This window comes from Kitasatospora sp. NPDC023118, assembly GCF_055560875.1.
The window spans coordinates 70,684-95,442 of sequence record NZ_JBVHHW010000020.1 but is presented as its reverse complement, the minus strand read 5'-3'; the positions used below and the strand labels follow the sequence as shown (position 1 = coordinate 95,442).

Annotated in this window: 23 protein-coding genes; 10 read left to right on the top strand and 13 right to left on the bottom strand. The window is 72.9% G+C overall.

What is annotated here, in order from left to right; translation table 11 throughout:
* Positions 1 to 13 precede the first annotated feature (13 nt).
* On the bottom strand, positions 14 to 1,084 hold the full coding sequence (locus ACZ3UD_RS25375; RefSeq protein ID WP_465591965.1) for a phosphatidylinositol-specific phospholipase C domain-containing protein: 1,071 nt from the start codon (positions 1,082 to 1,084) through the stop codon (positions 14 to 16).
* Between the two features lie 292 nt (positions 1,085 to 1,376).
* On the opposite strand from ACZ3UD_RS25375, the gene ACZ3UD_RS25370 reads away from it, so the two are divergent.
* Positions 1,377 to 2,027, top strand: coding sequence for a dihydrofolate reductase family protein (locus ACZ3UD_RS25370; protein ID WP_465592064.1), 651 nt, complete (start codon positions 1,377 to 1,379; stop codon positions 2,025 to 2,027).
* 95 nt (positions 2,028 to 2,122) lie between these two features.
* Here ACZ3UD_RS25370 and ACZ3UD_RS25365 read toward each other — a convergent pair whose 3' ends face one another.
* The gene (locus ACZ3UD_RS25365) at positions 2,123 to 3,001 is read right to left on the bottom strand and encodes a geranyl diphosphate 2-C-methyltransferase (RefSeq protein WP_465591962.1); all 879 of its coding nucleotides are present in this window, start codon (positions 2,999 to 3,001) and stop codon (positions 2,123 to 2,125) included.
* 78 nt (positions 3,002 to 3,079) lie between these two features.
* Positions 3,080 to 4,336, bottom strand: coding sequence for a family 2 encapsulin nanocompartment cargo protein terpene cyclase (locus ACZ3UD_RS25360; RefSeq protein ID WP_465591959.1), 1,257 nt, complete (start codon positions 4,334 to 4,336; stop codon positions 3,080 to 3,082).
* 619 nt (positions 4,337 to 4,955) lie between these two features.
* On the opposite strand from ACZ3UD_RS25360, the gene ACZ3UD_RS25355 reads away from it, so the two are divergent.
* The gene (locus tag ACZ3UD_RS25355) at positions 4,956 to 6,281 is read left to right on the top strand and encodes a radical SAM protein (RefSeq protein WP_465591956.1); all 1,326 of its coding nucleotides are present in this window, start codon (positions 4,956 to 4,958) and stop codon (positions 6,279 to 6,281) included.
* Positions 6,282 to 6,375: 94 nt separating this feature from the next.
* On the opposite strand, the gene ACZ3UD_RS25350 is transcribed toward ACZ3UD_RS25355, so the two are convergent.
* Entirely contained in the window at positions 6,376 to 7,179 is an 804-nt protein-coding gene (locus ACZ3UD_RS25350; RefSeq protein ID WP_465591953.1) for a thioesterase family protein, read from the bottom strand.
* A gap of 451 nt (positions 7,180 to 7,630) precedes the next feature.
* On the opposite strand from ACZ3UD_RS25350, the gene ACZ3UD_RS25345 reads away from it, so the two are divergent.
* Positions 7,631 to 9,178 (top strand): Na+/H+ antiporter, encoded by a 1,548-nt coding sequence (locus ACZ3UD_RS25345; protein ID WP_465591950.1) that lies wholly within the window; start codon positions 7,631 to 7,633, stop codon positions 9,176 to 9,178.
* 24 nt (positions 9,179 to 9,202) lie between these two features.
* On the opposite strand, the gene ACZ3UD_RS25340 is transcribed toward ACZ3UD_RS25345, so the two are convergent.
* Positions 9,203 to 9,628 carry a DUF3592 domain-containing protein gene (locus ACZ3UD_RS25340; protein WP_465591947.1) on the bottom strand — a complete coding sequence of 142 codons (426 nt, stop codon included), beginning with the start codon at positions 9,626 to 9,628 and terminating at the stop codon, positions 9,203 to 9,205.
* 144 nt (positions 9,629 to 9,772) lie between these two features.
* Here ACZ3UD_RS25340 and ACZ3UD_RS25335 point away from each other — a divergent pair, with 144 nt between their 5' ends.
* Entirely contained in the window at positions 9,773 to 10,492 is a 720-nt protein-coding gene (locus tag ACZ3UD_RS25335; protein ID WP_465591944.1) for a hypothetical protein, read from the top strand.
* 298 nt (positions 10,493 to 10,790) lie between these two features.
* Here the strand turns inward: ACZ3UD_RS25335 and ACZ3UD_RS25330 are convergent, their stop codons facing one another.
* Positions 10,791 to 11,675, bottom strand: a complete 885-nt coding sequence (locus ACZ3UD_RS25330; RefSeq protein ID WP_465591941.1) for a winged helix-turn-helix transcriptional regulator — start codon at positions 11,673 to 11,675, stop codon at positions 10,791 to 10,793.
* A 71-nt stretch (positions 11,676 to 11,746) separates the two neighbouring features.
* Here ACZ3UD_RS25330 and ACZ3UD_RS25325 point away from each other — a divergent pair, with 71 nt between their 5' ends.
* The gene (locus tag ACZ3UD_RS25325; RefSeq protein WP_465591938.1) at positions 11,747 to 13,024 is read left to right on the top strand and encodes an MFS transporter; all 1,278 of its coding nucleotides are present in this window, start codon (positions 11,747 to 11,749) and stop codon (positions 13,022 to 13,024) included.
* A gap of 15 nt (positions 13,025 to 13,039) precedes the next feature.
* On the opposite strand, the gene ACZ3UD_RS25320 is transcribed toward ACZ3UD_RS25325, so the two are convergent.
* On the bottom strand, positions 13,040 to 13,753 hold the full coding sequence (locus ACZ3UD_RS25320; RefSeq protein ID WP_465591935.1) for an ArsR/SmtB family transcription factor: 714 nt from the start codon (positions 13,751 to 13,753) through the stop codon (positions 13,040 to 13,042).
* A 102-nt stretch (positions 13,754 to 13,855) separates the two neighbouring features.
* Between ACZ3UD_RS25320 and ACZ3UD_RS25315 the strand changes: the two genes are divergently transcribed.
* Positions 13,856 to 14,362 (top strand): GNAT family N-acetyltransferase, encoded by a 507-nt coding sequence (locus ACZ3UD_RS25315; protein ID WP_465591932.1) that lies wholly within the window; start codon positions 13,856 to 13,858, stop codon positions 14,360 to 14,362.
* Here the strand turns inward: ACZ3UD_RS25315 and ACZ3UD_RS25310 are convergent.
* The 5 genes from ACZ3UD_RS25310 to ACZ3UD_RS25290 form a co-directional block, all read right to left on the bottom strand.
* Positions 14,338 to 15,048, bottom strand: a complete 711-nt coding sequence (locus ACZ3UD_RS25310) for a hypothetical protein (RefSeq protein WP_465591929.1) — start codon at positions 15,046 to 15,048, stop codon at positions 14,338 to 14,340. The genes ACZ3UD_RS25315 and ACZ3UD_RS25310 overlap by 25 nt on opposite strands.
* A 153-nt stretch (positions 15,049 to 15,201) precedes the next feature.
* A complete protein-coding gene (locus ACZ3UD_RS25305) occupies positions 15,202 to 16,008 on the bottom strand; it encodes a hypothetical protein (RefSeq protein WP_465591926.1) in 807 nt (268 codons plus the stop codon).
* A 188-nt stretch (positions 16,009 to 16,196) separates the two neighbouring features.
* A complete protein-coding gene (locus ACZ3UD_RS25300) occupies positions 16,197 to 16,412 on the bottom strand; it encodes a hypothetical protein (RefSeq protein ID WP_465591923.1) in 216 nt (71 codons plus the stop codon).
* Between the two features lie 84 nt (positions 16,413 to 16,496).
* Positions 16,497 to 17,183, bottom strand: coding sequence for a hypothetical protein (locus ACZ3UD_RS25295; protein WP_465591920.1), 687 nt, complete (start codon positions 17,181 to 17,183; stop codon positions 16,497 to 16,499).
* Positions 17,184 to 17,259: 76 nt separating this feature from the next.
* Positions 17,260 to 17,967, bottom strand: a complete 708-nt coding sequence (locus ACZ3UD_RS25290; protein ID WP_387627223.1) for a ribonuclease H family protein — start codon at positions 17,965 to 17,967, stop codon at positions 17,260 to 17,262.
* A gap of 320 nt (positions 17,968 to 18,287) precedes the next feature.
* Here ACZ3UD_RS25290 and ACZ3UD_RS25285 point away from each other — a divergent pair, with 320 nt between their 5' ends.
* The 4 genes from ACZ3UD_RS25285 (at position 18,288) to ACZ3UD_RS25270 (ending at position 21,468) form a co-directional block, all read left to right on the top strand.
* The gene (locus ACZ3UD_RS25285) at positions 18,288 to 18,839 is read left to right on the top strand and encodes a YceI family protein (protein ID WP_465591916.1); all 552 of its coding nucleotides are present in this window, start codon (positions 18,288 to 18,290) and stop codon (positions 18,837 to 18,839) included.
* Positions 18,840 to 19,022: 183 nt separating this feature from the next.
* Positions 19,023 to 19,538: a DUF4937 domain-containing protein gene (locus ACZ3UD_RS25280; protein WP_465592061.1), complete on the top strand. Its 516-nt coding sequence runs from the start codon at positions 19,023 to 19,025 to the stop codon at positions 19,536 to 19,538.
* 16 nt (positions 19,539 to 19,554) lie between these two features.
* The gene (locus tag ACZ3UD_RS25275) at positions 19,555 to 20,097 is read left to right on the top strand and encodes a GNAT family N-acetyltransferase (protein WP_465591913.1); all 543 of its coding nucleotides are present in this window, start codon (positions 19,555 to 19,557) and stop codon (positions 20,095 to 20,097) included.
* A gap of 486 nt (positions 20,098 to 20,583) precedes the next feature.
* A complete protein-coding gene (locus ACZ3UD_RS25270) occupies positions 20,584 to 21,468 on the top strand; it encodes a S1 family peptidase (RefSeq protein WP_465591910.1) in 885 nt (294 codons plus the stop codon).
* Between the two features lie 73 nt (positions 21,469 to 21,541).
* Here ACZ3UD_RS25270 and ACZ3UD_RS25265 read toward each other — a convergent pair whose 3' ends face one another.
* Positions 21,542 to 24,706 carry a bifunctional cytochrome P450/NADPH--P450 reductase gene (locus ACZ3UD_RS25265; RefSeq protein WP_465591907.1) on the bottom strand — a complete coding sequence of 1,055 codons (3,165 nt, stop codon included), beginning with the start codon at positions 24,704 to 24,706 and terminating at the stop codon, positions 21,542 to 21,544.
* Positions 24,707 to 24,759: the final 53 nt, after the last annotated feature.

Here is a 24,759-nt window from a genome sequence, read left to right as displayed (position 1 = left end):
AGCCTACGGCGTGTCAGCCCCGCGGCAGTACCAGGGACTGCACCGCCGGGAGCTTGCGCCAGTCGCTCGACACGATGCTGGCGTGCGCCCGGGCCAGCTGCCCGGTGCGGGCGCGCGCCTGGTCGACGCTCGGGTCGGTGGCGCTGATCTGCGGGGCGACGTTCTGGGCGTCCGTCATCACGAGCAGGTAGTGCGAGCGGTCGTACCACGCGGTGTCGACGCCGTTGAGGTAGGCGGCGGCGTCGCCGTCGAAGACCACGAACCACGGGCGGATCCCGTCGTCCGCGCCCGTGTACTTGCCGCGCGGGTCTCCGGCCGCCGCGCCGTGCACGGCCGGGAAGAGCTGGGCCTGACCGATCCGGCCGGCAGCCGCCAGGTCGCGCAGGTGCCGCCCGTACTCGACGTCGGTGTGCAGGGTGTCGAACGGGTTCTGCTCCTCTACCGTCCCGGGGATCGCGTAGAGCAGCACCCGCCCGGCGAGCGCCGAGCGGGTCGGCCAGTTGCCGGCCCGCACCGCCTCGTCGACGCTGGCGTACGAGCCGCCACCGGGCTTGGCCAGCACGTCGGCCGGGCGCAGCACCCGGTCGCCGAGGTGCGCGGCGATCAGCGCGTCCAGCTGGTCCGGGCCCATACCCAGATTGGCGGCGAAGCCGCTCTTCAGCTCCAGCTTGACCACCAGCGGTCCGGCCCCCGGGTGGGCGCCGAGCCAGACCCGGATGTCGTCGAGGCAGTGCTCCAGGTTCTTGTTGGTGCCGCCGGTGTAGAGCTGGGCGGAGGTGTCGGCGGCGGTGCAGTTGTTGGAGTTGCCGAGCGGGTTGGAGTGGCTGACCTTCCACTCCTGGGTGATGACGTCGGTCCAGAGGTCCAGCTCGATCATCCCGGTGCCGGTGTCCAGCCCCTGGGCGAGGTACGGGTAGGCGGCCGGGTCGTAGGTGTTGTGCAGGCCGACGGTGGTCGCCGAGCCGAACGGCAGGTCGCCCGTGCCGGACTCGGTGGCGCCCGCCGCGTCGGTCGGGACGACGGCCGCCGCGGCGGCAAGCAGGCCTGCCGTCAGGAGGCCGGCCAGGGTACGGCGTACGGTCATCGGAATCGTTCCCCCCGGGGTCGGTCGTGCCGGCCGCCCGTGCGGGCCGCCGGAGGAAGCATCGCCCTGCGGGGCGTGCACCTCGTGAAGAAGACACGACAATAGCGTGACGGCTTCACCACCTCCGCCCCGACCTCGAACCCGCCGCACCCACCACGCCGCGCCGGTCGATGACTGAGCGTCAGGATGTCGTACCCGCACGCTAGCGTGGCTCGCGAGCGGCGCGACGAAGAACCGGATGAAGTGCCGTGTGAAGAGCCGTCCGAAGAACACCGAGCAGCGGAGGTACCGCATGTCCCTGGTCCGGGCCCACAACTTCTCGATCTCCCTCGACGGCTACGGCACCGGTGAGGGCCAGAGCATCGACCAACCCTTCGGCCACGCCACGGACCGGCTGCACAGGTGGTTCTTCCGCACCCGGACCTTCCGGCGGATGCACGGCCAGGAGGGCGGCGACACCGGTGTGGACGACGCGATGGCCCGCACCTGGGGCGACGGCATCGGCGCGGAGATCATGGGCCGCAACAAGTTCGGCCCGCAGCGCGGGCCCTGGCAGGACGAGGACTGGCAGGGCTGGTGGGGCGCGAACCCGCCGTTCCACACCCCCGTGTTCGTTCTCACCCACCATCCGCGCCCCAGCCTGGAGATGGCGGGCGGCACGACCTTCCATTTCATCGACGCCACCCCCGAGGAGGCGCTGCGGCAGGCCCGGGAGGCGGCCGGCGGCCTGGACGTGCGGATCGGCGGCGGCCCGCGCACCGTCCGGGCGTTCCTGGAGGCGGATCTGATCGACCACCTGCACGTGGTCGTGGTGCCGGTCGTACTCGGCCGGGGCGAGTCGCTGTGGGCCGGGCTCGAAGGGCTGGAGCAGCGCTTCGACATCGAGGCGGTGAGCAGCCCGAGCGGTGTCACCCACCTCACCTTCACCCGCCGGAAGGCCTGATCGGACGGCTTGAGCGGAAAGCGGGCGGCCTCCCCGCACCCGCGGGGAGGCCGCCCGTCGCCTCAAGGCCCGATCAGAGAGTGATCAGAGAGTGATCAGACCCGATCGGCCGCGATCAGCACGTACTGGAAGGAGCCGTCCTTGTAGGACTCGATGAACGCCTCCTCGATGCCGGTGACCAGCGAGGTGGTGTTCCGCAGCTCCCAGTAGGGCAGGGTGTCCGGGGTCAGGTCGATGACGGCCTGCGGCACCAGGCGGTTGTCGGCCATCGCCCGCAGGTACTCCCGGCGCGAGTGGATGTTGCACTCGAAGTGCGCGTTGATCTGCGAGACCCACTTCGACGGCTGGCCGTACTTCGGGTTCCAGCAACCGGTGATGGTCACGTACCGGCCGCCGACCGACAGCACCCGGGAGTGCTCGGCGAACAGGTCATGCAGGTCGACGTACATGCTGGACTCGTTGTTCCAGGAGCCGGCGACCGAGCCGTTCTCGAAGGGCATGTCGAGCATGTTGGCGACCCGGGAGCGGACGAACTCGCCGATGCCCAGCTCACTCGCGCGCTTGTTGCCGAAGTCGGCCTGCTGGGTGGAGAGGGTCATGCCCTCGACCCGGCAGCCGAAGCGCTGGTGGGCCATCACCATCGAGCCGCCGCGGCCGCAACCTGCGTCGACCAGGGTCGAGTCGGCCCGGATGTCGCCGAGGTGGTCGAGCAGCACGTCGGCCTGGGCGGACTCCAGGCGGTGCAGCTCCGCGATGACCTTCTTCTCGCGCTCGCTGTCGGCCGCGTCGCCGATCGCCGCCCAGTCGATCTCGCCGATGCCGTAGTGGTGGTGGTACAGGCCGTCGACGTCGCCCAGGCGCAGGTTGACCGGGCGGGCCTCGTGGTCCCAGTAGCGTGCGATGTCGCCCTGGTAGGGAGTCGCCGGGCCGGGGATGGCACTGCCGGGGGTGATGATGTCGTCGGTCAGAGACATGGGTCAACTCCAGTGTTATTACGGGTGATTACCGGAAACGGGTGGTTTCCGAAAAATGGGGGCGCCGGAGAACGGTGGTTACCAGAAATCGGGCAGCGTGTAGCGGTGGGTGTTGGTCTGGTGCCAGTAGTGGTTGCCGTCGAGCCACGCGGCCACACCGCGCAGGAACCGTACGAGAGTTGGCACCGGACAGGCGACGGCCAGCGCGGCCGACTCGGCCTCGAAGGCGTGCATCAGCTCGTTGTGGACCTCGATCGCCTTCAGGTATCCCTCCTTGCGGGAGACGCCCTCCCGCTCGGAGATCACCACCGGCAGGTTCAGGTGCAGTCCGGGGCTGGACAACTCCTTGGTGTACGAGTACAGGTCGTTGACGATGGTGGTGGCGTTGCCGGCCAGCGCGATCACCCGCTGCATGGCGGGCAGCGCGTGCAGCTCGGCGGGCAGCTCGTAGCCGCCGACGGTGTCGGTGATGGTCGGGCAGGGACGGAAGTTGTTGAACTGGCGCATGGCCAGGTACTCCCACACCTGCGGCACGTGGTCGGTCTCGGCCCAGGCGGCCTCGGCCAGGTACCCCATGTGCAGCCGCGCCATGTCGTGCCGGAAGCGGTCCGACTGGGAGGGCGTGGAGGCGCGGACGAAGTAGTCCATCGCCGAGCGGTACGAGCGCCGGGGCGCGTCCTCGGAGAGCGAGGCCTCCCAGGCCGGGTGGTACTCCGGCGTGGTGTGCAGCGGGTCCAGCGCGGTGTGCGCGAGCAGCAGACGGCTGCCCAGACCGATCGGAGAGCCGCCGAGGTCCTCGCAGTAGCAGTCGTCCACCGCGTTCTCGGCGACCATCAGGCGGGCCGCGAGCATCAGGTGGTCGATGCTGGGCGCGTCGGGGTGGCAGGCCACCATGTAGCGCCCGGTGGAGAACCCGTCGAAGTCCTTTTCCCACTCCGGCGGGTAGAGCTCGATCTCGTCCATCGCCCAGGCCTTGATCTTCAGGCTGAGCGCCTCCACCCGGGCCGGGTCGGGCTCGGCGATCGGGTGGTGGTAGAGGCCGGGGATGGGGTCGCCGCTCCTGGGCTTGCCCCCGCTCGGTGCCTCGGCGGCCGGCGCCAGGTTCGCCGGCCCGGGCAGGGACGGCGCCTGGATCTCGGGGGTTGCCGGGACGGACGGCGCCCGGACGTCGGGGATCACGGCCTCGGACAGGGTCGTCCCGGGGACGGCGGCCGCCGCAGCCGGGGCCTCGGGCGCCGGGACCTCCACGGCCGGGGCCTGCGGCCTCAACTGCAGCCCGGAGGTGCCCAGTCCACTGGGCCCGCGCAGGATCCGCTCGATGGCGGCGGTGTTCATGCGCCCACCACCGGAACGAGGGCGTCCACGGGTGGTGAGTCCGGTTTGGTACGCAGGGGCATGGAGCCTCCTCCAAGAAGGGTCGCGCGATATGACGGGTCGTCATCTCGCCCGCCGCGAATGGGGGGAACTCCACGCCGCGGGCCCCGTCTCGCTCGCTTCCCAACCGTAGGCGCGGAGGCGTGTTCCGAAACGCAACGGACGATCTTCTACACCCGAAAAGGTGAACGTTCCTGCGTACGACGTTTGAAACCCGCCGTCGTCATGCATTGGTCCGCCCCACACTCCGGTGTGGCACCGTCAACCGACGCACCGCCGCCGCCCGGCTCGGCGCGAGTCGGGCTTCCTCGCCGAGTGGACCAGGCTCGGCCCCACCGGCTGACCAGGGCCCGCCACCTCCGACCCGCCCGCCCGGCGTCCGACCCCGGCCGCCGGGCGGGCGTCCTACGTCCCGCGGCCGGTACCCGATGGGACCGCAGGCCGAGGCGGAGCGTCGGCCTAGCCCGCAGCATGGACGAGTCGATCTTCCTCGGCCCGGCCGGTCACGACCACTCGCATAAGAGGGAGAAGAATGGGCGGGGCGCCGTGGAGGAACGGGGCCAGGAAGGAAGACCAGCGCATGGAGAGCCAGGCCCGCAGCCGCACCGAACTCGTCGAGGACCTCATGGAGCGCTTCCCCGACGTGCCCCGGGAGGCGGTGATCAAGGAGGATCTGCTGCGCGGCGGCATGGCCTTCGACGAGTCGGCCCTGAGCGGCAGCTCCGGCGCCGACGGGGGCGGCGAGGTCAAGCCGAAGTCGTACTTCATCTTCTCCTTCGACCACCGCACCCTGCCCGAGCTCGGCGCGGCCGCGCTGAACCGGCCGCCGGAGGAGGTCGTGCTGACCGGCGGGCCGTACGGGCTGCGCCGCACGGTGGTGTCGGTGCGGGTCAACCCGGACTCGCCGTACCGGGTCGGCGCGGGCGAGGACGGCACGCTCGGCCTCTACCTGGACGGCGCGCGGATCGCCGACGTCGGCCTGCCGCCCATGCCCGACTACTACCGGCACACCCTGGCCAACGGGAAGTCCGTGATGGAGGTCGCCCCGACCATCCAGTGGGGTTACCTGATCTACCTCACGGTGTTCCGGGTCTGCCAGTACTTCGGCGCCAAGGAGGAGTGCCAGTACTGCGACATCAACCACAACTGGCGCCAGCACAAGGCCGCCGGCCGCCCGTACACCGGGGTCAAGCCGGTCGAGGAGGTGCTGGAGGCGCTGGAGCTGATCGACAGGTACGACACCGCCCGCGCCTCCCGGGCCTACACCCTCACCGGCGGCGCGATCACCTCACAGGTCGGCGGCCGGGACGAGGCCGACTTCTACGGGCAGTACGCCAAAGCCATCGAGGAGCGCTTCCCCGGCCGCTGGATCGGCAAGGTGGTCGCCCAGGCGCTACCGCGCGACGACGTCCAGCGCTTCCACGACTACGGCGTGCGGATCTACCACCCCAACTTCGAGGTGTGGGACAAGCGGCTGTTCGAGCTCTACTGCCCCGGCAAGGAGCGCTACGTCGGCCGGGACGAGTGGCACCGCCGGATCCTCGACTCCACCGAGGTGTTCGGCGCGGAGAACGTGATCCCCAACTTCGTGGCGGGCGTGGAGATGGCCGAGCCCTTCGGCTTCACCACGGTCGACGAGGCGATCGCCTCCACCCGGGAGGGCCTGCGCTTCTTCATGTCGCACGGCGTCGTCCCGCGCTTCACCACCTGGTGCCCCGAGCCCACCACCCCGCTCGGCAAGGCCAACCCGCAGGGCGCGCCGCTGGAGTACCACATCCGGCTGCTGCAGACCTACCGGGCCACCCTGGAGGAGTTCGGCCTCTCCTCCCCGCCCGGCTACGGTCCGGCCGGTCCCGGCAAGGCGGTCTTCTCGGTCAGCTCCTTCATGGACTCGCTGCCGAGCTGAGCCCACCCCGCTGAGTCCACGCCGCTGAGCGCACGCCTCGGCGGCACCGCCCCTCGGTCGGGGGTGGCGCCGCCGAGGGGCGCAGACTCTCAGGTCAACTGCCGTTCAGCGGCCGCACGGTGAGGATCTGCTCGGCGCGGCCGACCGGGCCGTGGACGTCGTGCAGCACGGTGCTGGTGACGCCGTGGCCGGCCGGGCCGAAGGTGACGCTGGTGTCCAGCCCGGTCCAGCGGCCCTCGGGGCGGCGGTGGAAGTGGATCGTCAGATCGGTGTTGGGGAACATCCACTCGGTGGGCTCCTGGCGCACGGCGATGCCGTTGGCGGTGTCCACCAGGGCGATGAAGGAGGCGTGCGGGCTGCTCGGCTCCCCCGCGACCAGTTCCAGCGGGGTGGAGATCCAGGCGGCGGCGCAGCCTGGGGCGGTGGAGCGGCGTCGGACGTCGATCGAGGCGATGTAGCCGCCGCCCCACCGCCCGCTCATCGCCCAGGGCTCGAACTCCTCCGGCGCGGGCAGCGGTTCGTCGTGGGTCCCGGCGACGGCGGTGGTGTCCAGCTCGGCCAGGAACCAGGCCCGGGCCCGGACCACCGCGCGGCCGCCGACGCTGGCCACCGCCTCCACCAGCTCGATGGTGCGGCCCGGCCGGACGGTCTCCACCGTGATCTCGAACTCGTCCAGGGCGATCAGGCCGAGTATGTCGTAGCTGATCCGGGCCAGCGCCAGGCCGTCGGCGGGGCGGTCGGCCCGGTAGCGGTCGATGGCGTGGGCGATCAGACCACCCACCGGGCTGAAGTGCTGCTCGTCGGGGTGCCAGGCCCCCTGCGCGTGGGCGGTCGGCTTGTAGCTGCGCTCGCCGGTGCGCTGGTAGTAGCTGTCGGGCGCGGCGGTGGGGGCGGTCAAGGTGCGCTTCTCCTCGGGCGGATCGCGGGGTGCCGGGCGGGCGCCGCAGGACTCCGGCGTCCGCGATCACGATCGTATGAGGCCGAACGTCCCCCGAGGCTGTGATGCGCCCCACACCGCCGCGTCCTCGGGCGTGCGAAGGCTCAGTGCGCGGCGAGCGGGTAGTGGTCGGAGAGGTCGGTGCAGGTGTAGCTCCTGCCCCAGTTGCTCACCGTCCAGGGCGCGCTGTGCACCGGCAGGACCTCGCCGGCAGGTACGGCTTGGGGCGGCTCGTGACGACCGGTCCGCGGGCCTTCGCCACCGTACGCCCTCCCGAACCGCGCGAAGAGTCCGATGAGCAAAGAAGCCGATAAGATGGCCTCCGGTGTGCCGGGAAGTCTGGTCGGCTCGGGGGATGACCGCTGCGATCGGGCTTCGGCGACCCCGGTGTTGCGATGGGTCGTTTCTGCAGATGCACGCCGTGGGGATCGTTCTCGTCCTGGTCGTCCTGGCCACCAGCGTGGCCACCTTCGCCCGACGATGGCGGGTGCCCGCGCCCTCGCTGCTGGTGCTGGCCGGGCTCGGCGTCGCGCTGATCCCCGGGGTGCCCGCGCTGCACGTACCGCCGCAGATCATCGGCATGGTGGTGCTGCCGCCGCTGCTCTACTCCTCCGCCGAAGAACTGTCGCTGCGCGACCTGCGCACGGTGTGGCGACCGGTCACCATCCTCTCCTTCGGCCTGGTCTTCGCCTCCGCCGCCGCCGTCGGCTTCGCCGCGGTCGCCGTCGCCGGGCTGCCGCCCGCGATGGCCTTCGTGCTCGGCGCCGTGCTCTCCAGCACCGACCCGGTGGCGGTCACCGCACTCGGCCGCCGACTCGCCCTGCCCGGGCGGGTCCAGGTGCTGGTGCAGGCGGAGAGCCTGTTCAACGACGCCACCTCGCTGGTGCTGTTCAAGGTCGCCGTCGGCGTCGCGGTGGCGGTCGGCGGGACGGTCGACCTGCCCGCCGCGGGCGGCGAGCTGCTGCTGCTCGGCGGGGGCGGCAGCCTGCTCGGCGCGGCCGTCGCCGGACTGGTCTGGCTGCTGCGCCGCCGCACCACCGACCCGGTGCTGGAGACGGTGATAGCGCTGGTCACCCCGTACGCGGCGTACGTGCTCGCGGAGTCCGCGCACACCTCTGGCGTCACCTCGGTGGTGGTCGCCGGGGTGCTGCTCGGCCGCTCCGGCCACCGGCTGACCGACGCGAACATCCGACTCCAACTGCACGCCGTGTACGCGGTGGTGGTGTTCCTGCTGGAGAGCGTCGTCTTCTCGATCGTCGGCCTGGAACTGCCCGCCCTGGTCCGGGAGCTGCCGGCCGGCACCGGCTGGTGGCCACTGCAGTCGACAGCGATCGCGGCGGTGCTGATCGCCGTGCGGGTGCTGTGGACCCTGCCGCTCACCCGCGCCGTCAAACCCAGCCGGGGGCGGCTGTCCTGGCGCGTCGCCGGGGTGGTCACCTGGGCGGGCACCCGGGGCGTCATGCCGCTGGCCGCCGCGCTGTCCATCCCGCTGCTCACCGAGGGCGGCGACCGACTCGCCGGACGGCCGCTGGTCCTGGTGCTCACCGTCTCCAACGTCGTGCTCACCCTGGTCGTCCAGGGCCTGACCCTCGCCGCCGTGGTCAACCGCTCCGGACTCGCCCTCGAACCCGAGCACACCACGCGCGAGGAGGAGGACGCCCGCGACGAGCTCAACCGCGCCGCCCTCGACCACGTCGACGGCCTCGCCGAGCTGGAGGCCGTCCCGCAGACCGCCGTCGACCGGGTGCGCCGCGCCCTGACCGCCCGGCTCGACCGCACCCCCGAGGCGCCCGACGGCACCACCGCCGACGACGCCTACCGCCAGCTGCGGCACCAGGTCATCGCGGTGCAGAACACCCGGCTGCACCACCTCTACGAGGAGCACCGGATCAGCGACACCACACTGCGGGTGCTCCAGCGCGACCTCGACCTGGAGCAGGCGGCGCTGAGGCGGAACTGATCAGGCGTGCGGTCGGCCGAGGTGTCAGAACATCAGCACGACCAGGCCCGCCGCCCCCGCCGCGCAGACCACCGCGAGCAGCGCCAGCACCGGCGGCCCCGGGGGCGGCGGGAGGCGGTGCTCCGGGTGGACGGCCGTACCGCGCCCCGGCCGGGCGGGGTGGTACCGGACGGTCACCTCGTCCCCCTCCCGGTAGCGGCCGCCCTCGGGGCGTTCGTCGGAGCGCACCAGCTCGGCGGTCCGCCCGTCCGGCAGACCGTACTCGATCGTCGCCCGCCAGCGGTCGTAGCCCTCGGAGGTGGTGCACATCCGCACCTTCCGCACCCGGCCGACCGCGCACACACCCTCCCGCCGCAGCGCCAGGTCGGTCCGGGCCGCCGAGGCGAACAGCGCGCAGAGGCAGGCCAGGATCACCGCCCCGGCCAGGAGGAACAGGTCCACCACCCACACACGAATCAATGTACCGAGCACGCAAGGGAGTTGAACAGGCGGCGTCAGGTCGTCGCGGGCCCGGCCGCACCCCGGCCTTCCGGCTGTCCGGGGCTGCCGTCACACTGTCGCGGGCACGAACACGCACCACCGATCGGGGGCACCATGGCCAAGAGCCGGAACAAGAAGCAGAAGAGGCCGCTCGCCGCGGGTGTCTCCCGGCCGGCGAAGCCGGTCCGCAAGCGCCCGGGCAAGGACGCTCCGCTCGCGCCGCGCACGGTGCGCCGGACGGCGGTCCTGGTCGGGGTGCTCGCGCCGCTGCTGATCATCGGGCTGCTCGCGCTCGCCACCAACCCGGACTACCAGGTCGCCTGCACCGTCCTCGCGGTCCTGGTCCTGATGGCCTCCGTGGTGGGGCTGATGCTGATCCGGAGCACCGGATGGGTGGTCTGGCCTGCCGTTCTGCTGGGTGTGCTGCTGCTGGTGATCCCCACCTCCGCCATCCGCGCGCAGCTGATCGCCCAGCGCGGGGTGGAGACCAGGGTGGTCGTCACCTCGGCCCACAGCGGCAAGGACAAGATGGGCAAGGTGAGCTGGACCTGCGGCATCCGGCGCGAGGACCACCAGCCCCTGCCGCACGGCACGATCGGCGGCACCGGCTGCTCGGGCGGCTCCGTCGGCACCACCGCGACCGTCCTGGTCGACCCGGCCGGCTGGGCCCCGCCGGTCACCCGGGACGAGGACCTCTCCTTCCACCGCAGCGGTGTCTACGTCACGGGCGTCGTCGCCGTCCTCTGGGCCGCGCTCACCTTCGGCGCCGCGCACCGCGCCCTGCGGGGCAAGGGCACCCGGGGCGGTCGGAGCGGACGCAAGGGCGGCAAGTAGCGGGACCGGAGGCCGGGCTTTCGGCGGTCCGGGGCTGTCTTCCCGCAGCTGACGGCCGATCTGCCGACGCACCGCCTGCCGTGAAGAATCCGTGGAACCACCTGTTCAGGCCGGGCGCACGGGGCTGGTGTGCAACGCCGGTGAACGAACCGGTGCTCCAGGGGAAGGACCTGTTCCGGCCCCCCTGGTCGCATTTCTCGGTGCTGCTCCTCGTGTTCCGGTGGATCGACGTCCGGGAGACCAAGGGCAACGGCACCCGCTCCTACGCGGCCCGGACCTTCCTGGTGAACGGGCGCCGTCATTCGGCGGCCAGGCCGTCGAGCAGGGTGAGGGCGTCCTCGACCGAGCCGGCCGGGTCGGTGACGGGGTAGAGCACGGCCCGCACGGTGCGGGTGGCGTCCAGGACCAGGGTGAGCCGCTTGAGCCGGTCGACGCCCGAGGCCCGGAAGGTGGGCAGCCGGAGGGAGCCGGCCAGCTCCAGCCCGGCGTCCGACAGCAGGGGGAACGGGATCCGCGCGTGCTCGGCGAACGCCGCCAGCTGGTCCGGGCGCTGGGTGCTGACGCCGTAGACGGCGGCGTCGCGGGCGGCGAACTCGCCCAGCCGGTCCCGGTAGGTGCAGGACTCCAGGGTGCAGCCGGCCGCGCCCGGGATCTCGCCCCAGCCGGGAGGGTGGCCCATGACGCCCGGCGCGAAGGCGCCCGGGAAGCAGTACAGCACCGTCCAGGTACGGTCCGCGTCGACCGGGTCGACCCACCCGCCGCAGGCAGCGGCGAGCTCCAGGGCGGGCAGTCGGCGGCCGGTGAGCGCCATGACCCGGCGGGTCTCGGCGGAGTCGGCGGTGCTGGTGCCGGAGAGCGAGCCGTCGCCCAGGACGTACCGCCCACCCCAGTCCTGCAGGGCGACCAGCACCGGCAGCAGGCCGCGCCCGGTGTCCGTCAGGTGGTACTCGTAGCGCGGCGGGTGCGGGTGGTAGAGCCGCTTCTCCAGCACGCCGTCGGCGACCAGCGCCTTCAGCCGCTCGGTGAGCACCTTCCGGCTGATGCCGAGCGCGCTCTGCAGTGCGTCGAAGTGGTGGGTACCGCCGGCGACGTCCCTGATCAGGAGCAGGGTCCAGGTGTCCCCCACCACGCTCAGGGCCTGGGAGATCGCGCAGTCGGGGTCAGCCGCTTCCGTGTGCCGCATGATCACCCATTATAGTGAGTTCCTAAAAGGAACTCACTCGGTCGCGGACCGGTGGCAGCGAAGGGGCGGACGTGGCAACGGAGACGGCGAACGCGACGAGAACAGCGGACTCGGCACGGCCCGGCGGGCGGCGCCCCGGCGGCGGGGCGGGGGCGTTCTGGCGCTACTGGACCGCCTCGACGGTCAGCCGGCTCGGGGACCAGGTGACGACGGTGGCCCTGCCGCTGATCGCCGTGGTCACCCTGCACGCCTCGGCGTTCGAGGTCGGCCTGATCACGGGCGCCGCCTACCTCGCCTGGCTGCTGATCGGACTGCCGGCCGGCGTGCTGGTCCGGCGGCTGCCGCTGCGCGGCACCCAGGTCGCGATGGACCTGATCCGCGGCGTCGCCGTGGCCTCGGTGCCGGTGGCGGCGGCGTTCGGGGTGCTGGGGCTGCCGCAGCTCGTGGTGGTGGCACTGCTGATCGGCTTCGCGAGCGTGGTCTTCGACGTGGGCAACTCCACCTTCCTGCCCACCGTCGTCCCGAAGGAGCAGCTGACCTCCCGCAACAGCCTGGTCTCCGGCAGCATCGCGGCCACCGACCTGGCCGGGCCCTCGCTGGGCGGCGTACTGGTGCAGCTGCTCGGCGGCGCGGCGTCGATGCTGCTGGACTCGGTCAGCTACCTGGCCTCGGCGGCGCTGCTGGGCAGCCTGCCGCGGGCCGAACAGCCGGCCGCCGGACCGTCGGGCGGTGCCGGCATGCGGGAACAGATCCGCGAGGGCTGGCGGTTCGTCACCCGGCACCCGGTGATCAGGCCCTGTGTCGCCGACGCCACCGCGGTGAACTTCGTCTGCGGCGGCCTGATGACGCTCACCCCGGTGTTCCTGGTCCGCACCCTTGACGCACCGGCCGCGGCCGTCGGCGCCCTGATGGCCACCGGCGGCCTCGGCAGCCTGCTCGGCGCCGCCGTCACGCCCCGCCTGGTCGCCCGGATCGGCACCGGCCGCGCGCTGTGCTGGGCGGCGGTGGTCGCCGCGGCCTTCGCCCTGCTGCTCCCGGCGGCCGGATCCGGCTGGGGCGCGCTGGTCTTCGCCGTCGGCAACGCCGGGTTCTCGGCGGGAATCGTGGTCACCAGCATCGTCACCCGCACCCACCGCCAGACCCGGACCCCGGCGGAGCTGCTGTCCCGGGTGATGGCCACGGTCCGCTTCGTCTCCTGGGGCGCGATCCCGGTCGGCGCCCTCGCCGCCGGCGCCGCGGCCGCGGCCTGGGGGCCGCGTACGGCGCTGCTGCTGTTCGCGCTGAGCAGCGTGCTCAGCCCCGCCGTCCTGCTGGCCAGTCCGGTCCGCCGGATGCGCGAGCTGGCCTGAGTCCCGGAGGGCTTTTCACAGGCCGGCGGACGGCAGGCCGAGGAAGTCCTGCCAGGCCCGCCGGCCGGCCGGGGTCACGGCGAGGGCGCGGGTGGTGCCGATCCGGGTGAGCCAACCTGCGGTCAGCGCATGGTCGCAGAGCGCCGCGCCCACCGCGCCGCCGAGGTGCGGGCGACGCTCGGTCCAGTCCAGGCAGGCGCGCACCGGCGGGCGGCGCGAGCCGCTCGGCAGCGTGATGCCGAGCCCGGTCAGCCAGGCCCGGCCGGCGGCGGTCAGGCCCGGCTCCGGGCCCCAGTCCAGCAGGCCGCGCCCGACCATCGCGTCGGTGACCGCCAGCCCGAGGGTGCCCGCCAGGTGGTCGTAGCAGAGGCGTGCCCGGGCCAGCGCCTGCTGCCGACCGGAGGCGGCGAGTGTGCGCGGTCGGACGGCCTGCCGCGGGGCGAGTTCGGCGAGGCTCTCGACCAGCGCGACCACCCGGCGGTCGGCCAGCCGGAGGTAGCGGTGGCGGCCGTGCCGCTCCTCGGCCAGGAGCCCGCCGCCGACCAGCAGGTTCAGGTGCGAGGTCGCGGTCGAGGGCGCGACCCCGGCGTAGCAGGCGAGTTCGTTGGCCGTCCAGGCCCGGCCGTCGAGCAGCGCCAGGCAGAAGGCCGCCCGGGTGCCGTCGGCGAGCAGCCGGGCCACGGCGGGCAGGTCCACGCCCACGTCCTGGTCGGCGGATCGGTCGTCCATGTCCTCGATTGTCGCCGGGAACGCTTCGACGGGCGTCGAAGCGGCCCCGCCGTAGCGTTCCCGGGCGCACCGGGCCGCCCGTGCCCGCCCACCGGAGGAGCCATGACCACAGCCCACCCGACCACCGCTCGATCGCCGCGACCCGACCTGGTCGTCACCGACGCCCCCGCGGCCGCAGACCTCGCACTGGTCTCCGACACGCTGGACCGCTTCAACGTCGAACGCAGCGGAATCGACGACCGCCGGCCGCTCGCCGTCCTGGTCCGCGAGCCCGGGACGCACCGGGCGCTCGGCGGACTGACCGGGCGCACCTCGCTCGGGCTGTTCTTCGTCGACCTGTTCTTCCTGCCGCCCGAGCTGCGGGGGAACGGGCTGGGCGGCGAGATCCTGCGACGGGCCGAGGAGGAGGCCCGGGCGCGCGGCTGCCGCTCGGCCGTGCTCTACACGATCAGCTTCCAGGCGCCCGGCTTCTACCGGAAGCACGGGTGGAACCCGCTCGGCGAGGTCCCGTGCGGTCCGCCGGGCACCAGTCGGGTCTTCCTGACCAAGGACCTCACCGCACTCACGGGCCGCGAAACCGTGGTTCAGAGACCAGCCGGCCAGTTGTAGCTTCCCGGCACGGTGACGGAGGCGTTCTCGGCAGCCGTGCCGTACACCAGGGCGATCTCGTCGTGGGCGTGCAGCTGGATCGCCGCCGGGTCACCGCTCACCGCCTTGCCGTCGACGTACGCGGTCAGCGTGTGGGTGGCGTCGGTGCGCAGCCCGCCGAGGTGGTCGGCGGAGGCGGAGACCTGCCACTCGGTCAGGAACTGGCCCAGGGTGAAGTCGGCGTTCACCGGCGACTCGACGTGGATGACGCCGGTGGTGTCGTGGGTGTGCAGCGGGCTGATCCGCTGCGCGCTCTCGTCGATGCCGACCAGCGCGGGCACCGTCACGGGCTGGCCGTCGGCGTACACGTCGAGGTGCGCGTGGATGTGCAGGGCCGTGCCCTCGGCGCCGAGCATCGGCAGGCCGGCCGCCTTCACGGCTGCCGCGACGTCCGCGGGGGCGTCCCAGGGCGGCGGGGTGGTCCGGCCCTCGGCGGTGGTCCGCGGGTGCGCCGGGACTCCGGAGGGCGGTGACGAGCCCTGGTTCGTCGCGATCACGACAGCGATCCCGCCCACCACGACGGCCAGCACCAGGACGATCACTCCGGCCACCAGCCATCGCCCGCGCCGCTCGCGACGGACCTCCGCGGCCCGGAGCGCCGCGGCGCGGGCCCGTCGTCCGGACGGCCCCGGGTTCTGCGCTGACATCGGTGCGCGCCTCCTCGATCGAGGTAGCTGCCCTTTCAGCCTGGCAGAGTCCGCCCCTCCCGGCGCGTCGAGCCCGGTGGCGGCCGCACAGCGCCGCGGCCCCGGCCCCCGGGGAGGGGATCGGGGCCGCGACGTGTTCGGCTCAGGCCCGGGTCAGCGCTGGCCCGGGTAGCCCTGCTGGCCCGGCTGGCCCGGCTGGCCCGGCTGGCCGGGGTAGGGCACGTTCGGGACCTGCGGCGGGTAGGGCTGGCCCTGCGGCGGCACCTGGCCGCCCGGCTGCGGTGGGTACGGCTGCGCCTGCGGGGCCGGGTAGCCCTGCGGGGCCGGGTACGGGTTGGCCGGCGGCTGCGGGTACGGCTGCTGCTGCGGCGGGTAGGGCTGGCCCTGCGGCGGATACGGCTGCTGCGGCGCCGCGTAGCCCTGCTGCTGCGGGATCACCGGCTGGCCCGGCATGGGCTGACCGGCCATCGGCCGACCCGGCATCGGGTACGGCTGGCCCTGCGGCGTGTCGAACGGCTGCGAGGACGGGTCGATCGACCCGGGCGGGAAGGCCGCGCTCAGCTGGTCCATCTCGGCGCGCCAGATGCGGTGGATGTTCAGGCGCATCGGCTTGGCGCCGCCCGGCATCTGGAGGTACATCGAGCTCCAGATGCTGGCCCGCTTGACCCGGCTGACCGGGAAGGCGTTGCGCGGGAAGGCCGCGACGACGTCGCCGGGGCGATTGGTCCAGCGGCTGGCCGCGTTGACCACCACGTGGGTGTTGGTGAGCGTCAGGAAGTAGTACCGGCGGGTCAGAACGATGATCAGGCCGAGCAGCGGGATCTCACCGAAGATACCGTTGAGCCACGGGCTCGGGCCGCTCTCCGCGTGCACGCAGGCAATGAAGGTCTCCCCAGGAGGCGCCACCTGCGAGAGCTTCTCGATGACCTGGGCTTTCTGCTTCGCCCGGAGAATTGCCATGTTGTCTGTTCCTCTTACCCCGTCGTGTCCGCCGCCTCTGCGCGGCGGGAAATCGGCTGAGGTTAGCAGGTGGTGATGACACTTCGAACACCACCGTGCGCGGGAACGACGACGCCCCGCCGGGCCGGAGCCCGACGGGGTTGAGTCGGCAGCGGTCCCGTCGGTCGGCGGGCTACTGAACTCTGTTCTTAACGGTCTGTCAACGCGGTTTCCCTGCCCGGCGCGTGTAGCTCCACCCGGCCGCGCCGGAGGTGGTTGCGGTGGCCGTCGGCGAACTTCAGGCGGAGGCTGCGGTCGGCCGGGGTGTCCACGACCACGGCGCTCTCAACCGTGCCGTAGGAGGAGTCGCGGTAGACCCACACCCGGTCGCCGACGTGGAACTCCGGTGTCTCGGAGACGATCATCACACTCACCTTCCTTCCGGCCTGCTCACTGACCTATACGGTGCGCAGCGGGCCGGGACTCAAAGGTTCACACGCCGGTCACGGTCAGTGACCGCGCAGCTGTGCCGGGGCACTGGGGCTCGGCAGGTCGGCCGGCTTCCCTTCCCAGTCCACCGGGGTGCCGTCGGGGTAGCGGGCGCACTCGGCGCCCGCCGCGACGGCGAGGGTGCCGCGCTCGGGGTCGAAGTAGACAGAGGCGGTCTCGGCCAGGGACCCGGGGCCCGTCCTCGGGGGCTTCAGGGTCACCCTGGTGTCGTCCGCGGCGGTCTCCGTCCAGCCCTGGCCGGTCAGGGTCTGCCGGGCCCGGCGCAGGGCCTCCTCCGCCTGCGGGGGCGTGATCCCGGTGAGGGTGAAGCCGGCGTCGATGGTGGCGGTGCGGGGCTCGTCGGCTCCGCTGTCGCTCATGTTCTCCAGGAGGTGGGAGATGCCCCGGGGACGGCAGACGTCGTAGATCCGGGCCGTGATCCCGTCCCCGGCCCAGGGCTCGCGGTCCAGCGCCGCGCCCGACGGCAGGGCGAGGGCGTCGTAGACGGTCTGGGTCCTGGCGTCCAGGTGCTTGGCGACGGCGGCCGGATCGGCCACGGGGTACGGCCGCCCCGCCCAGGCGTCCTGCAGCACCGCCACCGCGTCGTACCCGACCGCAGCGAGGGCCGACACCCCTGCGGCCGCGACCACCGCAACCGCCACGGCTTTGCGGCGGTCTCGCCCGTCCTTCGTCCCACGCTTCGTCATGGCCGATATCGTCCACCGCCCGGCCGGGCCGTCGCCTGAGTACCCGTACTCAGGCGACGGCGTGAAAAGACCCAGGTCAGGCGTGGGCGGCGGCGCACTCCGGGTGGCCCCAGCTGCTGCCCACCTTGGTGATCTTGTCGCCCTTGGCGTACGGGCGGCTGCACGGGCAGGTGCCGGGGAAGCGGGCGTTCAGGGTGCGCGAGCCCGTCCGCTTGGTGGTGCTGCCGGTCCCGCCGGTTCCGCTCGCGGCGGCGGGGCGGGTGCTGCGGGCCTTGGGGGCCTTGGCGGCCGAGGCCGGGTCGGGCACCGGGAGGTCGGCGGCGGTCCCGGCGGCGGCCTGCTGGGTGCGGGCGGCGTCGCTGGCGGCCTTGTCGGCGATGGCGTTCAGCGGGTCGCCGTCCACCTGGTGGGCAGGGACGTACACGAAAGTGACGTCCCTGCCCTCAAGGAGCTCGTCGATCCGCTGGATCAGCTCACGGTTGGCCACCGGCTTGCCCGCGGCCGTCTTCCAGCCGTTGCGCTTCCAGCCCTTGAGCCACTTGGTCACCGAGTCACGGGTGTAGGTGCTGTCGAGCCGGACCTCCAGCGGGACGGCCGGGTCCGTGGCGGACAGCAGCTGCTGAAGCGCCGTCAGCTCGCCGATGTTGTTGGTGCTGTGCCCCAGCGGTCCGGCCTCCCAGCGCTGGGGTGCCCCGGCGCTGTCCGCGACCACATAGGCCCAGGCCGCCGGGCCCGGGTTGCCCTTGGCTGCTCCGTCACACGCTGCAATGACTCGTTCGACCATGCCCTCGATCATGCCTGGTCAGGCGGCCGGGAACCAAAGTCGCCCGGAACCGGGCAGGGCGACCGTGACAGGACTCCGCAGGATCCCGCCATCGGCCCTCCCCCGACCGGCCCTTCTTCACCCATTGGCGCTAACTTGCCGCGGGGGTGCCGCGCGGCGGACGAGGTGGTGGCGCGACGGGCTGGCAGTTTGCACCCTGACGCTCCGCAGCGCGCCTCGGCCAGGCGGAGGAGCAGGCGGAGGAGGCGGAAGCCCCGGCGTGGTCGGGGAACGCTCCGGGCACACCACCGCCAGGACCCGGACCACCTTGGAGGCACACCATGCCCGTTTCGCTCCCCGAGCTCACCGGGGACTACGTCCTCGACCCCGCCCACACCCGGATCGGCTTCGTCGCACGCCACGCCATGGTGACCAAGGTCCGCGGCGCGTTCCACCAGTTCGAGGGCACCGCCCACCTGGACGGCGGCGACCCGTCCCGTTCGACCGCCCAGCTGGCGATCAAGTCCGAGAGCATCGACACCGGAGTCGAACAACGCGACCAGCACCTGCGCACCAACGACTTCCTCGACGCCCCCAACTACCCCGACATCACCTTCCGCACCACCTCCGTCGAGCCGCGCTCCGAGACCGAGTACCGGGTGACCGGCGACCTCACCATCAAGGACACCACCCGCCCGATCGCCATCGACTTCGAGTACACGGGCAACGCCGTCGACCCGTACGGCAACCTGCGGGTGGGCCTGGAAGGCTCGGTGACCATCAGCCGCAAGGACTTCGGCGTGACCTGGAACGCGGCGCTGGAGGGCGGAGGCGTCCTGGTCGGTGACAAGGTCATCCTGGAGTTCGACATCTCCGCCATCAAGCAGAACTAGAAGCACCCGCCGACAGTCCGACCGACAGCCCCGCCGGCGCACGTCGGCGGGGCTTCACCGGTTCATCCGACCTCCCTGCGGCCCGGCGACACCTCGGTCCCCGGTCGGAGCGCGCCCGCGACCTCCGCCCGATTGATCACCGTCCCCGGACGCAGCATGATGGCCCGCATGTGGGGCAAGTGAATCGACTGCCGGGTACGGCCCGGCGCACACGGGACGTTCGACGTCGGCCAGCGCCGCTGGGCCACCCTCGCGGGCGAGCCGGGGTTGGCCGGACAGGTGGGCGGCTGGTCCCGTACGGGCGGCCAGGCACTGGTGCTCGGCCTGTGGGCGGACGAGGAGGCGTACGGCCGCCTCATGCGCGAACGCCACGACACGATCGCCACCGAGGCCCCTCAGCAGGGCAGTTGGACGGCGGTCCGGGTCTCCGCGGGGCCGGTGGCGCAGGCCGTCCCCGGCGCGGCCGCATCCCTTGCGGACGCGCTGAAGGACGCCACGCTGCTGCGGACCACCGACTGCCTGCTCCGCCCCGGCCGAAGGCACCCAAGGGACCAGGCCGCCGGCTCCCGGGCCGACCTCGCCATGGCGGGCCTGTCCGACGTGACACTGCTGGTCATCGCCACCGTCGTGGCCGCGGTCGGCGCCCTGCTGCACCGGCTGAAGGTCCGCCGTAATCCTGTTGCCGGGGCGACGGGGTAACGGGGATCCTCCACAGATGGAGCTAGCAGAGCAGGAAATCCCGCTGGGTGAGGTGACGCTGCGCCGTTTCCGCGGCGAGGCGGACCTCCCCGAGTTCTTCCGGGTCATCGAGGAGTCGCTGGAGCACTTGCGGCCGTTCATGCCGTGGGTCGCCGAGCACAGCCTCGCCAAGACCACCGAGTTCCTGACCGAGCGGTCGGGGCTGTGGGAGAGCGGCAAGGACTTCACCTACGCGATCCTGCTGAACGGCGCGATCGTCGGCGCCTGCGGGCTGTTCCGGCGCGAGGACGCCCCGGAGAACGGCCGGGAGATCGGCTACTGGCTGCACCCCGCCGCGACCGGCCGCGGGATCGCCACTCGGACCGCCGGGGCGCTGACCGAGCAGGCCTTCCGGCTGCCCGGCGTGGACTTCGTCGAGATCGTGCACGACCCGGCCAACCACGCGAGTGCCGCCGTCCCGGCCCGCCTCGGCTTCACCGAGTACCTGCGTCGCCCCGCCGAGGTCCTCGCCCCGGCCGAGACCGGCGAGGAACTGGTCTGGCGGCTGGACCGCGGCTGACGGACAGGAACGGACAGGAACGGACAGGACCCGACGGTCCGCCGCCGTGGGGGAATGCGCGCGGACCGCCGGGCGGCGCCGGCCGGACGGGACGATCCGGCCGGGCGCCGTGGGAACCAACGCGGCCGGAGACCCTCGTCTCGGCGCGGAGCGCCCCATCTCGAACCCCGCGTTCCGGCCGCGTACCCTCTGCCGCGGCGTTGCGCGTTCGTTCCCACGCCCAGGAGACCGTCCACCGCCCAGGGTGATAACGATTTCTTCGGATGCTTCCGGGGTTCCCAGCCACCCGGTGACGCGCGGGTCCGCCGACACCTGGTCAGGAAGCTTGTACCGAACGGTCCGTTTCCTCATACTTCCGGACAGCGCCTGTCAGGGGCAGATCATCCTCCGTGCTTCCGGACAGCACCGGCAGGTGTCCGCCCATCGCCTGACCGCGCCTCACGGCCCCCGACCCCTCAGGGGCCTCTCACTCCCAGGAGGAGATCGGTGAGGACCATGCGCAGGACCCCCCGCACCGGCACCAAGCGCCGCAGCCGGCCGCTCGCCGTGGCCCTCGGCCTGCTGACCGCCACCGCGGTCGCCGCGCCGGGCGCCGCGGCCGCCCCCGCCCACACCGCCGGAGCCGAACAGCTCGCGGCCGTCAGCGACGCCGTCCTCAACGCCGAGGTCGACGGGACGGCCTGGTACGTCGACCAGGACGCCGGCCGCGTCGTGGTGACCGCCGACAGCACCGTGTCCCCTGCCGGGCTCGCCAAGATCATGCGCGCCGCCGGCCCCGCCGCCAACACCCTGACCATCCACCGCGTCGCCGGGTCGTTCACCCCGCTGCTCGCCGCGGGCGACGCCATCTACGGCGGCAAGTACCGCTGCTCGCTCGGTTTCAACGTGTTGAGCGGGAGCACCCACTACTTCCTCACCGCCGGCCACTGCGGGAACGTCGCCGGCACGTGGTACACCGACAAGGACCACACCACGCTGATCGGGCCGACCGTCAGCTCCGCCTTCCCGGGCCACGACCACGCGCTGGTCCGGTACGACACCAACGCGCTGGAGCACCCCGGCGGCTTCACCTCCGCCCCGGACGCCTACATCGGCGAGCAGGTCACCCGCACCGGCTCGACCAGCGGCACCCACACCGGCACGGTCACCGGGCTCAACGCCACCGTGCGCTACAGCGGCGGCGGCACCGTCCTCGGCCTGATCCAGACCGACGTCTGCGCCGAGCCCGGCGACTCGGGCGGCCCGCTGTACGAGGGCAGCAAGGCGCTCGGCCTCACCTCCGGCGGCAGCGGCGACTGCACCGTGGGCGGGACGACCTTCTACCAGCCGGTCAACGCGGCGCTCGCCACGTACAAGGTGAACCTGTACTGACCCCAGGGCCCGAGCCGGACCAGGCCCCGGAGCCGTCCGCCCGCCGCACCACGCGGCGGGCGGACGGCCCGTTTCAGCCCGCGTACACGTCCTCGACGTAGCGGCCGCCCTCGACCAGCCCCTGCAGCCAGTCCCGCGCCTGCTGCTCGTCCGCCCCGGGCGTGCGCTGCCGGTAGAGCGCCCGGAACGCGCCCCGCACGCCCGGTGCCATCCGGGCGCCGTCGCCGCACACGTACACCTTGGCGCCGGCCGCGAGCAGCTCCCAGACCTCCGCCGCCTCGACGGCGATGCGGTCCTGGACGAAGCGCTGCCCGTCCACCGGCCGCTCGCTGAACGCGGGCCGCATCGAGACCGCGCCGGTCCGCTGGGCGGCCTCCAGTTCGGCCCGGTGCAGGTAGTCCGCCTCCGGGTCGTCGCAGCCGAAGTACAGCAGCGCCGGGGCGAGTTCCGCCCCGCCGTCGAGGAGCGCGCACCGGTCGGCGACGGCCCCGCGGAAGGGCGCCAGGCCGGTACCGGCCGCGATCATGATCACCGGGGTGTCGTGGCCGATCCGGAACACCTCCCGGCACGGCTGCACCCGGGCCCGCACGGTGTCCCCGACGGCCACCCGGTCGAGGTAGCCGGAGCCGGTGCCCCGGAAGGTCCCCCGGCCCGAACGGGCCGGCGCGCTCAGCACCGAGACCATCAGGTCGACCCGGCCCGCGTCGCCGGCGGGCGAGGAGGAGATCGAGTAGTGCCGGGGCCGGATCGGCGGCAGCAGCTCCAGCAGCACCGGCCAGGTCAGCCGCTCCCGCAGCGCCGGGTGGTCCTCGATCAGGTCCAGCAGGGTGCGCGGGTCGTCCGCGGGCAGCGCCCGCAAGGCGGCCTGCTCAGGCGGGCAGGGGTTGAGCCCGGCCAGTACGGCGCGCTGCCCGGCGGTCGGGCGGTCCTGCAACTCGACGTGGTGGGTGAGCAGTTCGCGCACCGTCAGCGGGCGGTCCACGGCCAGGCCGGTACGCCGGTGCGCCACGACGGAGAGCACCGTGTCGAGCTCGGCGCCGAACAGCTTGGCGGCGCGCTCGACCAGCTCCGGGGCGTTGGCCGGGAGCACGGTGAGGTGGTCGGCGGTCCGGTACTCCACCCCCTCCGGCAGGGTGAGCCGGACCAGCCGCTTGACCCGGTGGTAGTCGGGGTCGGTCAGGCTGTCGACGGCGGTGACGGTCAGCTCGCCCATACCGTGCCGGGCGGCCAGCGCGTCCAGCGGGCCGCCGACCAGCTCGGTCACCGTGTACGCGGCCTCCTCCTGCCGCGCCGCCGGGGCGTCCGCGTCCCCGTGGCGCTCCAGCAGGGCGACGCCCAGCGCCTCGGTGAACGCCCGGACGGTGCCGGCCAGGTCGCCGGAGGCGTCGGCCTCGGCGCGGGCGAGCAGCCGGGTGCCGCCGAGGGCCGCGAGCCGGTCGTCGATCAGGGCGGGGACGCGCTGGTAGGTGGCGGCGTAGGTGCGGTCGCCGATGCCGAGCACCGCGTACTCGACCCCGTCCGCGCTCCCCTCCTCCTGGAGGCGGCGGACGAACACGGCCGCGTCGTCGGTCGGCTGCCCGTTGTAGGAGGCGGCGGTGATCACCACCGGCCGGTCGGTGGGCAGCCCGTCCGCGTAGGCGTCCAGCGGGGCGACCTCGGTGACGCAGCCGAGTTCGTCGGCGACGTCCGCGAGTTGGCGCGAGAACTCGCGGCAGGCTCCGTAGTTGGAGCCGTGCAGGAGCAGCAGGCCGGTGCCCTGGCGGACCTGGCCGGGCAGCTCGGAGCGCTCGGCCGGGCCCGCACTCCGGACCGGCTGCGCCACCGGCGCGGGGGTGCGCGGGGCGAGGGCGAGGGTGAACCCGTCGGGCTTGATGGTGAGGGTCTGCTTGAGGGTCAGCCGGTAGTCGGCGTGGTCGATCAGCCGGTAGCGGTGAACCAGCATGGCCAGCAGCATGGTGGCCTCGTGCAGCGCGAACTGCCGCCCGATGCAGGCGCGTTCGCCGGTACCGAAGGGCTTGAAGGCGTGCGGTGAGCGCGCCTCCTCCCGCTCGGGGTCGAACCGGGACGGGTCGAACAGTTCCGGGTTGTCGCCCCAGGCCGGGTCGCGGTGCAGCATCGGGGTCACCACGAAGATCGGCTGCCCGGGGCGGACCGGGATCCGCCCGCCGAGCAGGGTCTCCTCGCGCGCCTCCCGGCTGAACTGGGGCGCCGTCGGCCACAGCCGCAGCGCCTCGTTGAGCACCTGGCGGGTGCGGCGCAGGCGTCCGACGTCCTCGTACGAGGGCTCCGGGTCGGCCTGGTCGCCCCAGAGCGCGTCCACCTCCTGCTGGAGGCGCCGGAGTTCGGCGGGGTGCTTGGACAGGTAGTACAGCGCGAAGGAGAGCGCGCCCGAGGTGGTCTCGTGACCGGCGATCAGGAAGGTGATCACCTGGTTGCGGATGTTCTCGATGTCCAGCCGGGTGCCGTCGACGGGGTGCACCGCGCCCAGCATCAGCCCGAGCAGGTCCTCGGCCGGGCCCTGCTCGCCGCTTTCGGCGCGAGCGGTGATCACCTCGTCCACCACCCCGGCCAGGTAGTCGGCGTCGGAGCGGAACGCGGCGTCGCGCTCGCTGTGGTCGAGTTCCGGGTCGCGGGTGAGCTTGATCATCGCCCACTCCAGACAGCGCACCATCGCCTCGACGAACGGGTGCAGGTCGTCCCGTTCGAAAGAGCCGAAGTCGAAGCCGAACCCGGCCAGCCCGATGGTGTCCAGGGTCATCCTGGTCATGGCGTCGGGCACGTCCACCGTCAGCCCGGCGGCCGCGCGGCGGTCCCAGGAGCCGATCAGCCGGCGGGCCACCCGCAGCATCACCGGGTGGTAGGTTCGCATCGAGCCGAGCGCGAAGGCGGGCATCAGGATGTCGTGCGCCCGGGCCCAGTTGGGCTCCTCGTTGTAGGCGGTGAACAGGCCGTCGCCGGTGAACTCGCGGACGTTCTCCAGCGCCGGGCCGACGGCCTTGCGGAACCGCTCCTCGTCCGCCAGCTCCTCGACCAGCTCCAGGCTGCTGACCAGCACGGTGTCCCGTCCGTGCAGCCGCTGGACGAAGGCCGGGCCGTGCTCTCTGACCAGCTCGATGGTCCGCAGCACGGGGGTGGAGACCGGCGGCAGCGCGGAGATGTCCACCAGGGGGACGTTCTGGGCCTGCGTCGGCGCCGCGGTCGGTGGAGTCGGCACGGCATCGGTCGTGGTCTCGGTCATCGCTTGGTCCCTCCCAAGGAAAGTTCTCGACTCCTCCACTCTGCGCCCCCGGG

Excerpts from the sequence above, each read along its gene's own strand:
- ACZ3UD_RS25330 (WP_465591941.1), bottom strand. The coding sequence starts at position 11,675 with ATGCGGCACACGGAAGCGGCTGACCCCGACTGCGCGATCTCCCAGGCC.
- ACZ3UD_RS25365 (WP_465591962.1), bottom strand. The coding sequence starts at position 3,001 with ATGTCTCTGACCGACGACATCATCACCCCCGGCAGTGCCATCCCCGGC.
- ACZ3UD_RS25295 (WP_465591920.1), bottom strand. The coding sequence starts at position 17,183 with ATGACGAAGCGTGGGACGAAGGACGGGCGAGACCGCCGCAAAGCCGTG.
- ACZ3UD_RS25315 (WP_465591932.1), top strand. The coding sequence starts at position 13,856 with ATGACCACAGCCCACCCGACCACCGCTCGATCGCCGCGACCCGACCTG.
- ACZ3UD_RS25285 (WP_465591916.1), top strand. The coding sequence starts at position 18,288 with ATGCCCGTTTCGCTCCCCGAGCTCACCGGGGACTACGTCCTCGACCCC.
- ACZ3UD_RS25345 (WP_465591950.1), top strand. The coding sequence starts at position 7,631 with ATGCACGCCGTGGGGATCGTTCTCGTCCTGGTCGTCCTGGCCACCAGC.
- ACZ3UD_RS25320 (WP_465591935.1), bottom strand. The coding sequence starts at position 13,753 with ATGGACGACCGATCCGCCGACCAGGACGTGGGCGTGGACCTGCCCGCC.
- ACZ3UD_RS25265 (WP_465591907.1), bottom strand. The coding sequence starts at position 24,706 with ATGACCGAGACCACGACCGATGCCGTGCCGACTCCACCGACCGCGGCG.
- ACZ3UD_RS25335 (WP_465591944.1), top strand. The coding sequence starts at position 9,773 with ATGGCCAAGAGCCGGAACAAGAAGCAGAAGAGGCCGCTCGCCGCGGGT.
- ACZ3UD_RS25305 (WP_465591926.1), bottom strand. The coding sequence starts at position 16,008 with ATGGCAATTCTCCGGGCGAAGCAGAAAGCCCAGGTCATCGAGAAGCTC.
- ACZ3UD_RS25275 (WP_465591913.1), top strand. The coding sequence starts at position 19,555 with ATGGAGCTAGCAGAGCAGGAAATCCCGCTGGGTGAGGTGACGCTGCGC.
- ACZ3UD_RS25355 (WP_465591956.1), top strand. The coding sequence starts at position 4,956 with ATGGAGAGCCAGGCCCGCAGCCGCACCGAACTCGTCGAGGACCTCATG.
- ACZ3UD_RS25370 (WP_465592064.1), top strand. The coding sequence starts at position 1,377 with ATGTCCCTGGTCCGGGCCCACAACTTCTCGATCTCCCTCGACGGCTAC.
- ACZ3UD_RS25375 (WP_465591965.1), bottom strand. The coding sequence starts at position 1,084 with ATGACCGTACGCCGTACCCTGGCCGGCCTCCTGACGGCAGGCCTGCTT.
- ACZ3UD_RS25300 (WP_465591923.1), bottom strand. The coding sequence starts at position 16,412 with ATGATCGTCTCCGAGACACCGGAGTTCCACGTCGGCGACCGGGTGTGG.
- ACZ3UD_RS25290 (WP_387627223.1), bottom strand. The coding sequence starts at position 17,967 with ATGGTCGAACGAGTCATTGCAGCGTGTGACGGAGCAGCCAAGGGCAAC.
- ACZ3UD_RS25310 (WP_465591929.1), bottom strand. The coding sequence starts at position 15,048 with ATGTCAGCGCAGAACCCGGGGCCGTCCGGACGACGGGCCCGCGCCGCG.
- ACZ3UD_RS25360 (WP_465591959.1), bottom strand. The coding sequence starts at position 4,336 with ATGAACACCGCCGCCATCGAGCGGATCCTGCGCGGGCCCAGTGGACTG.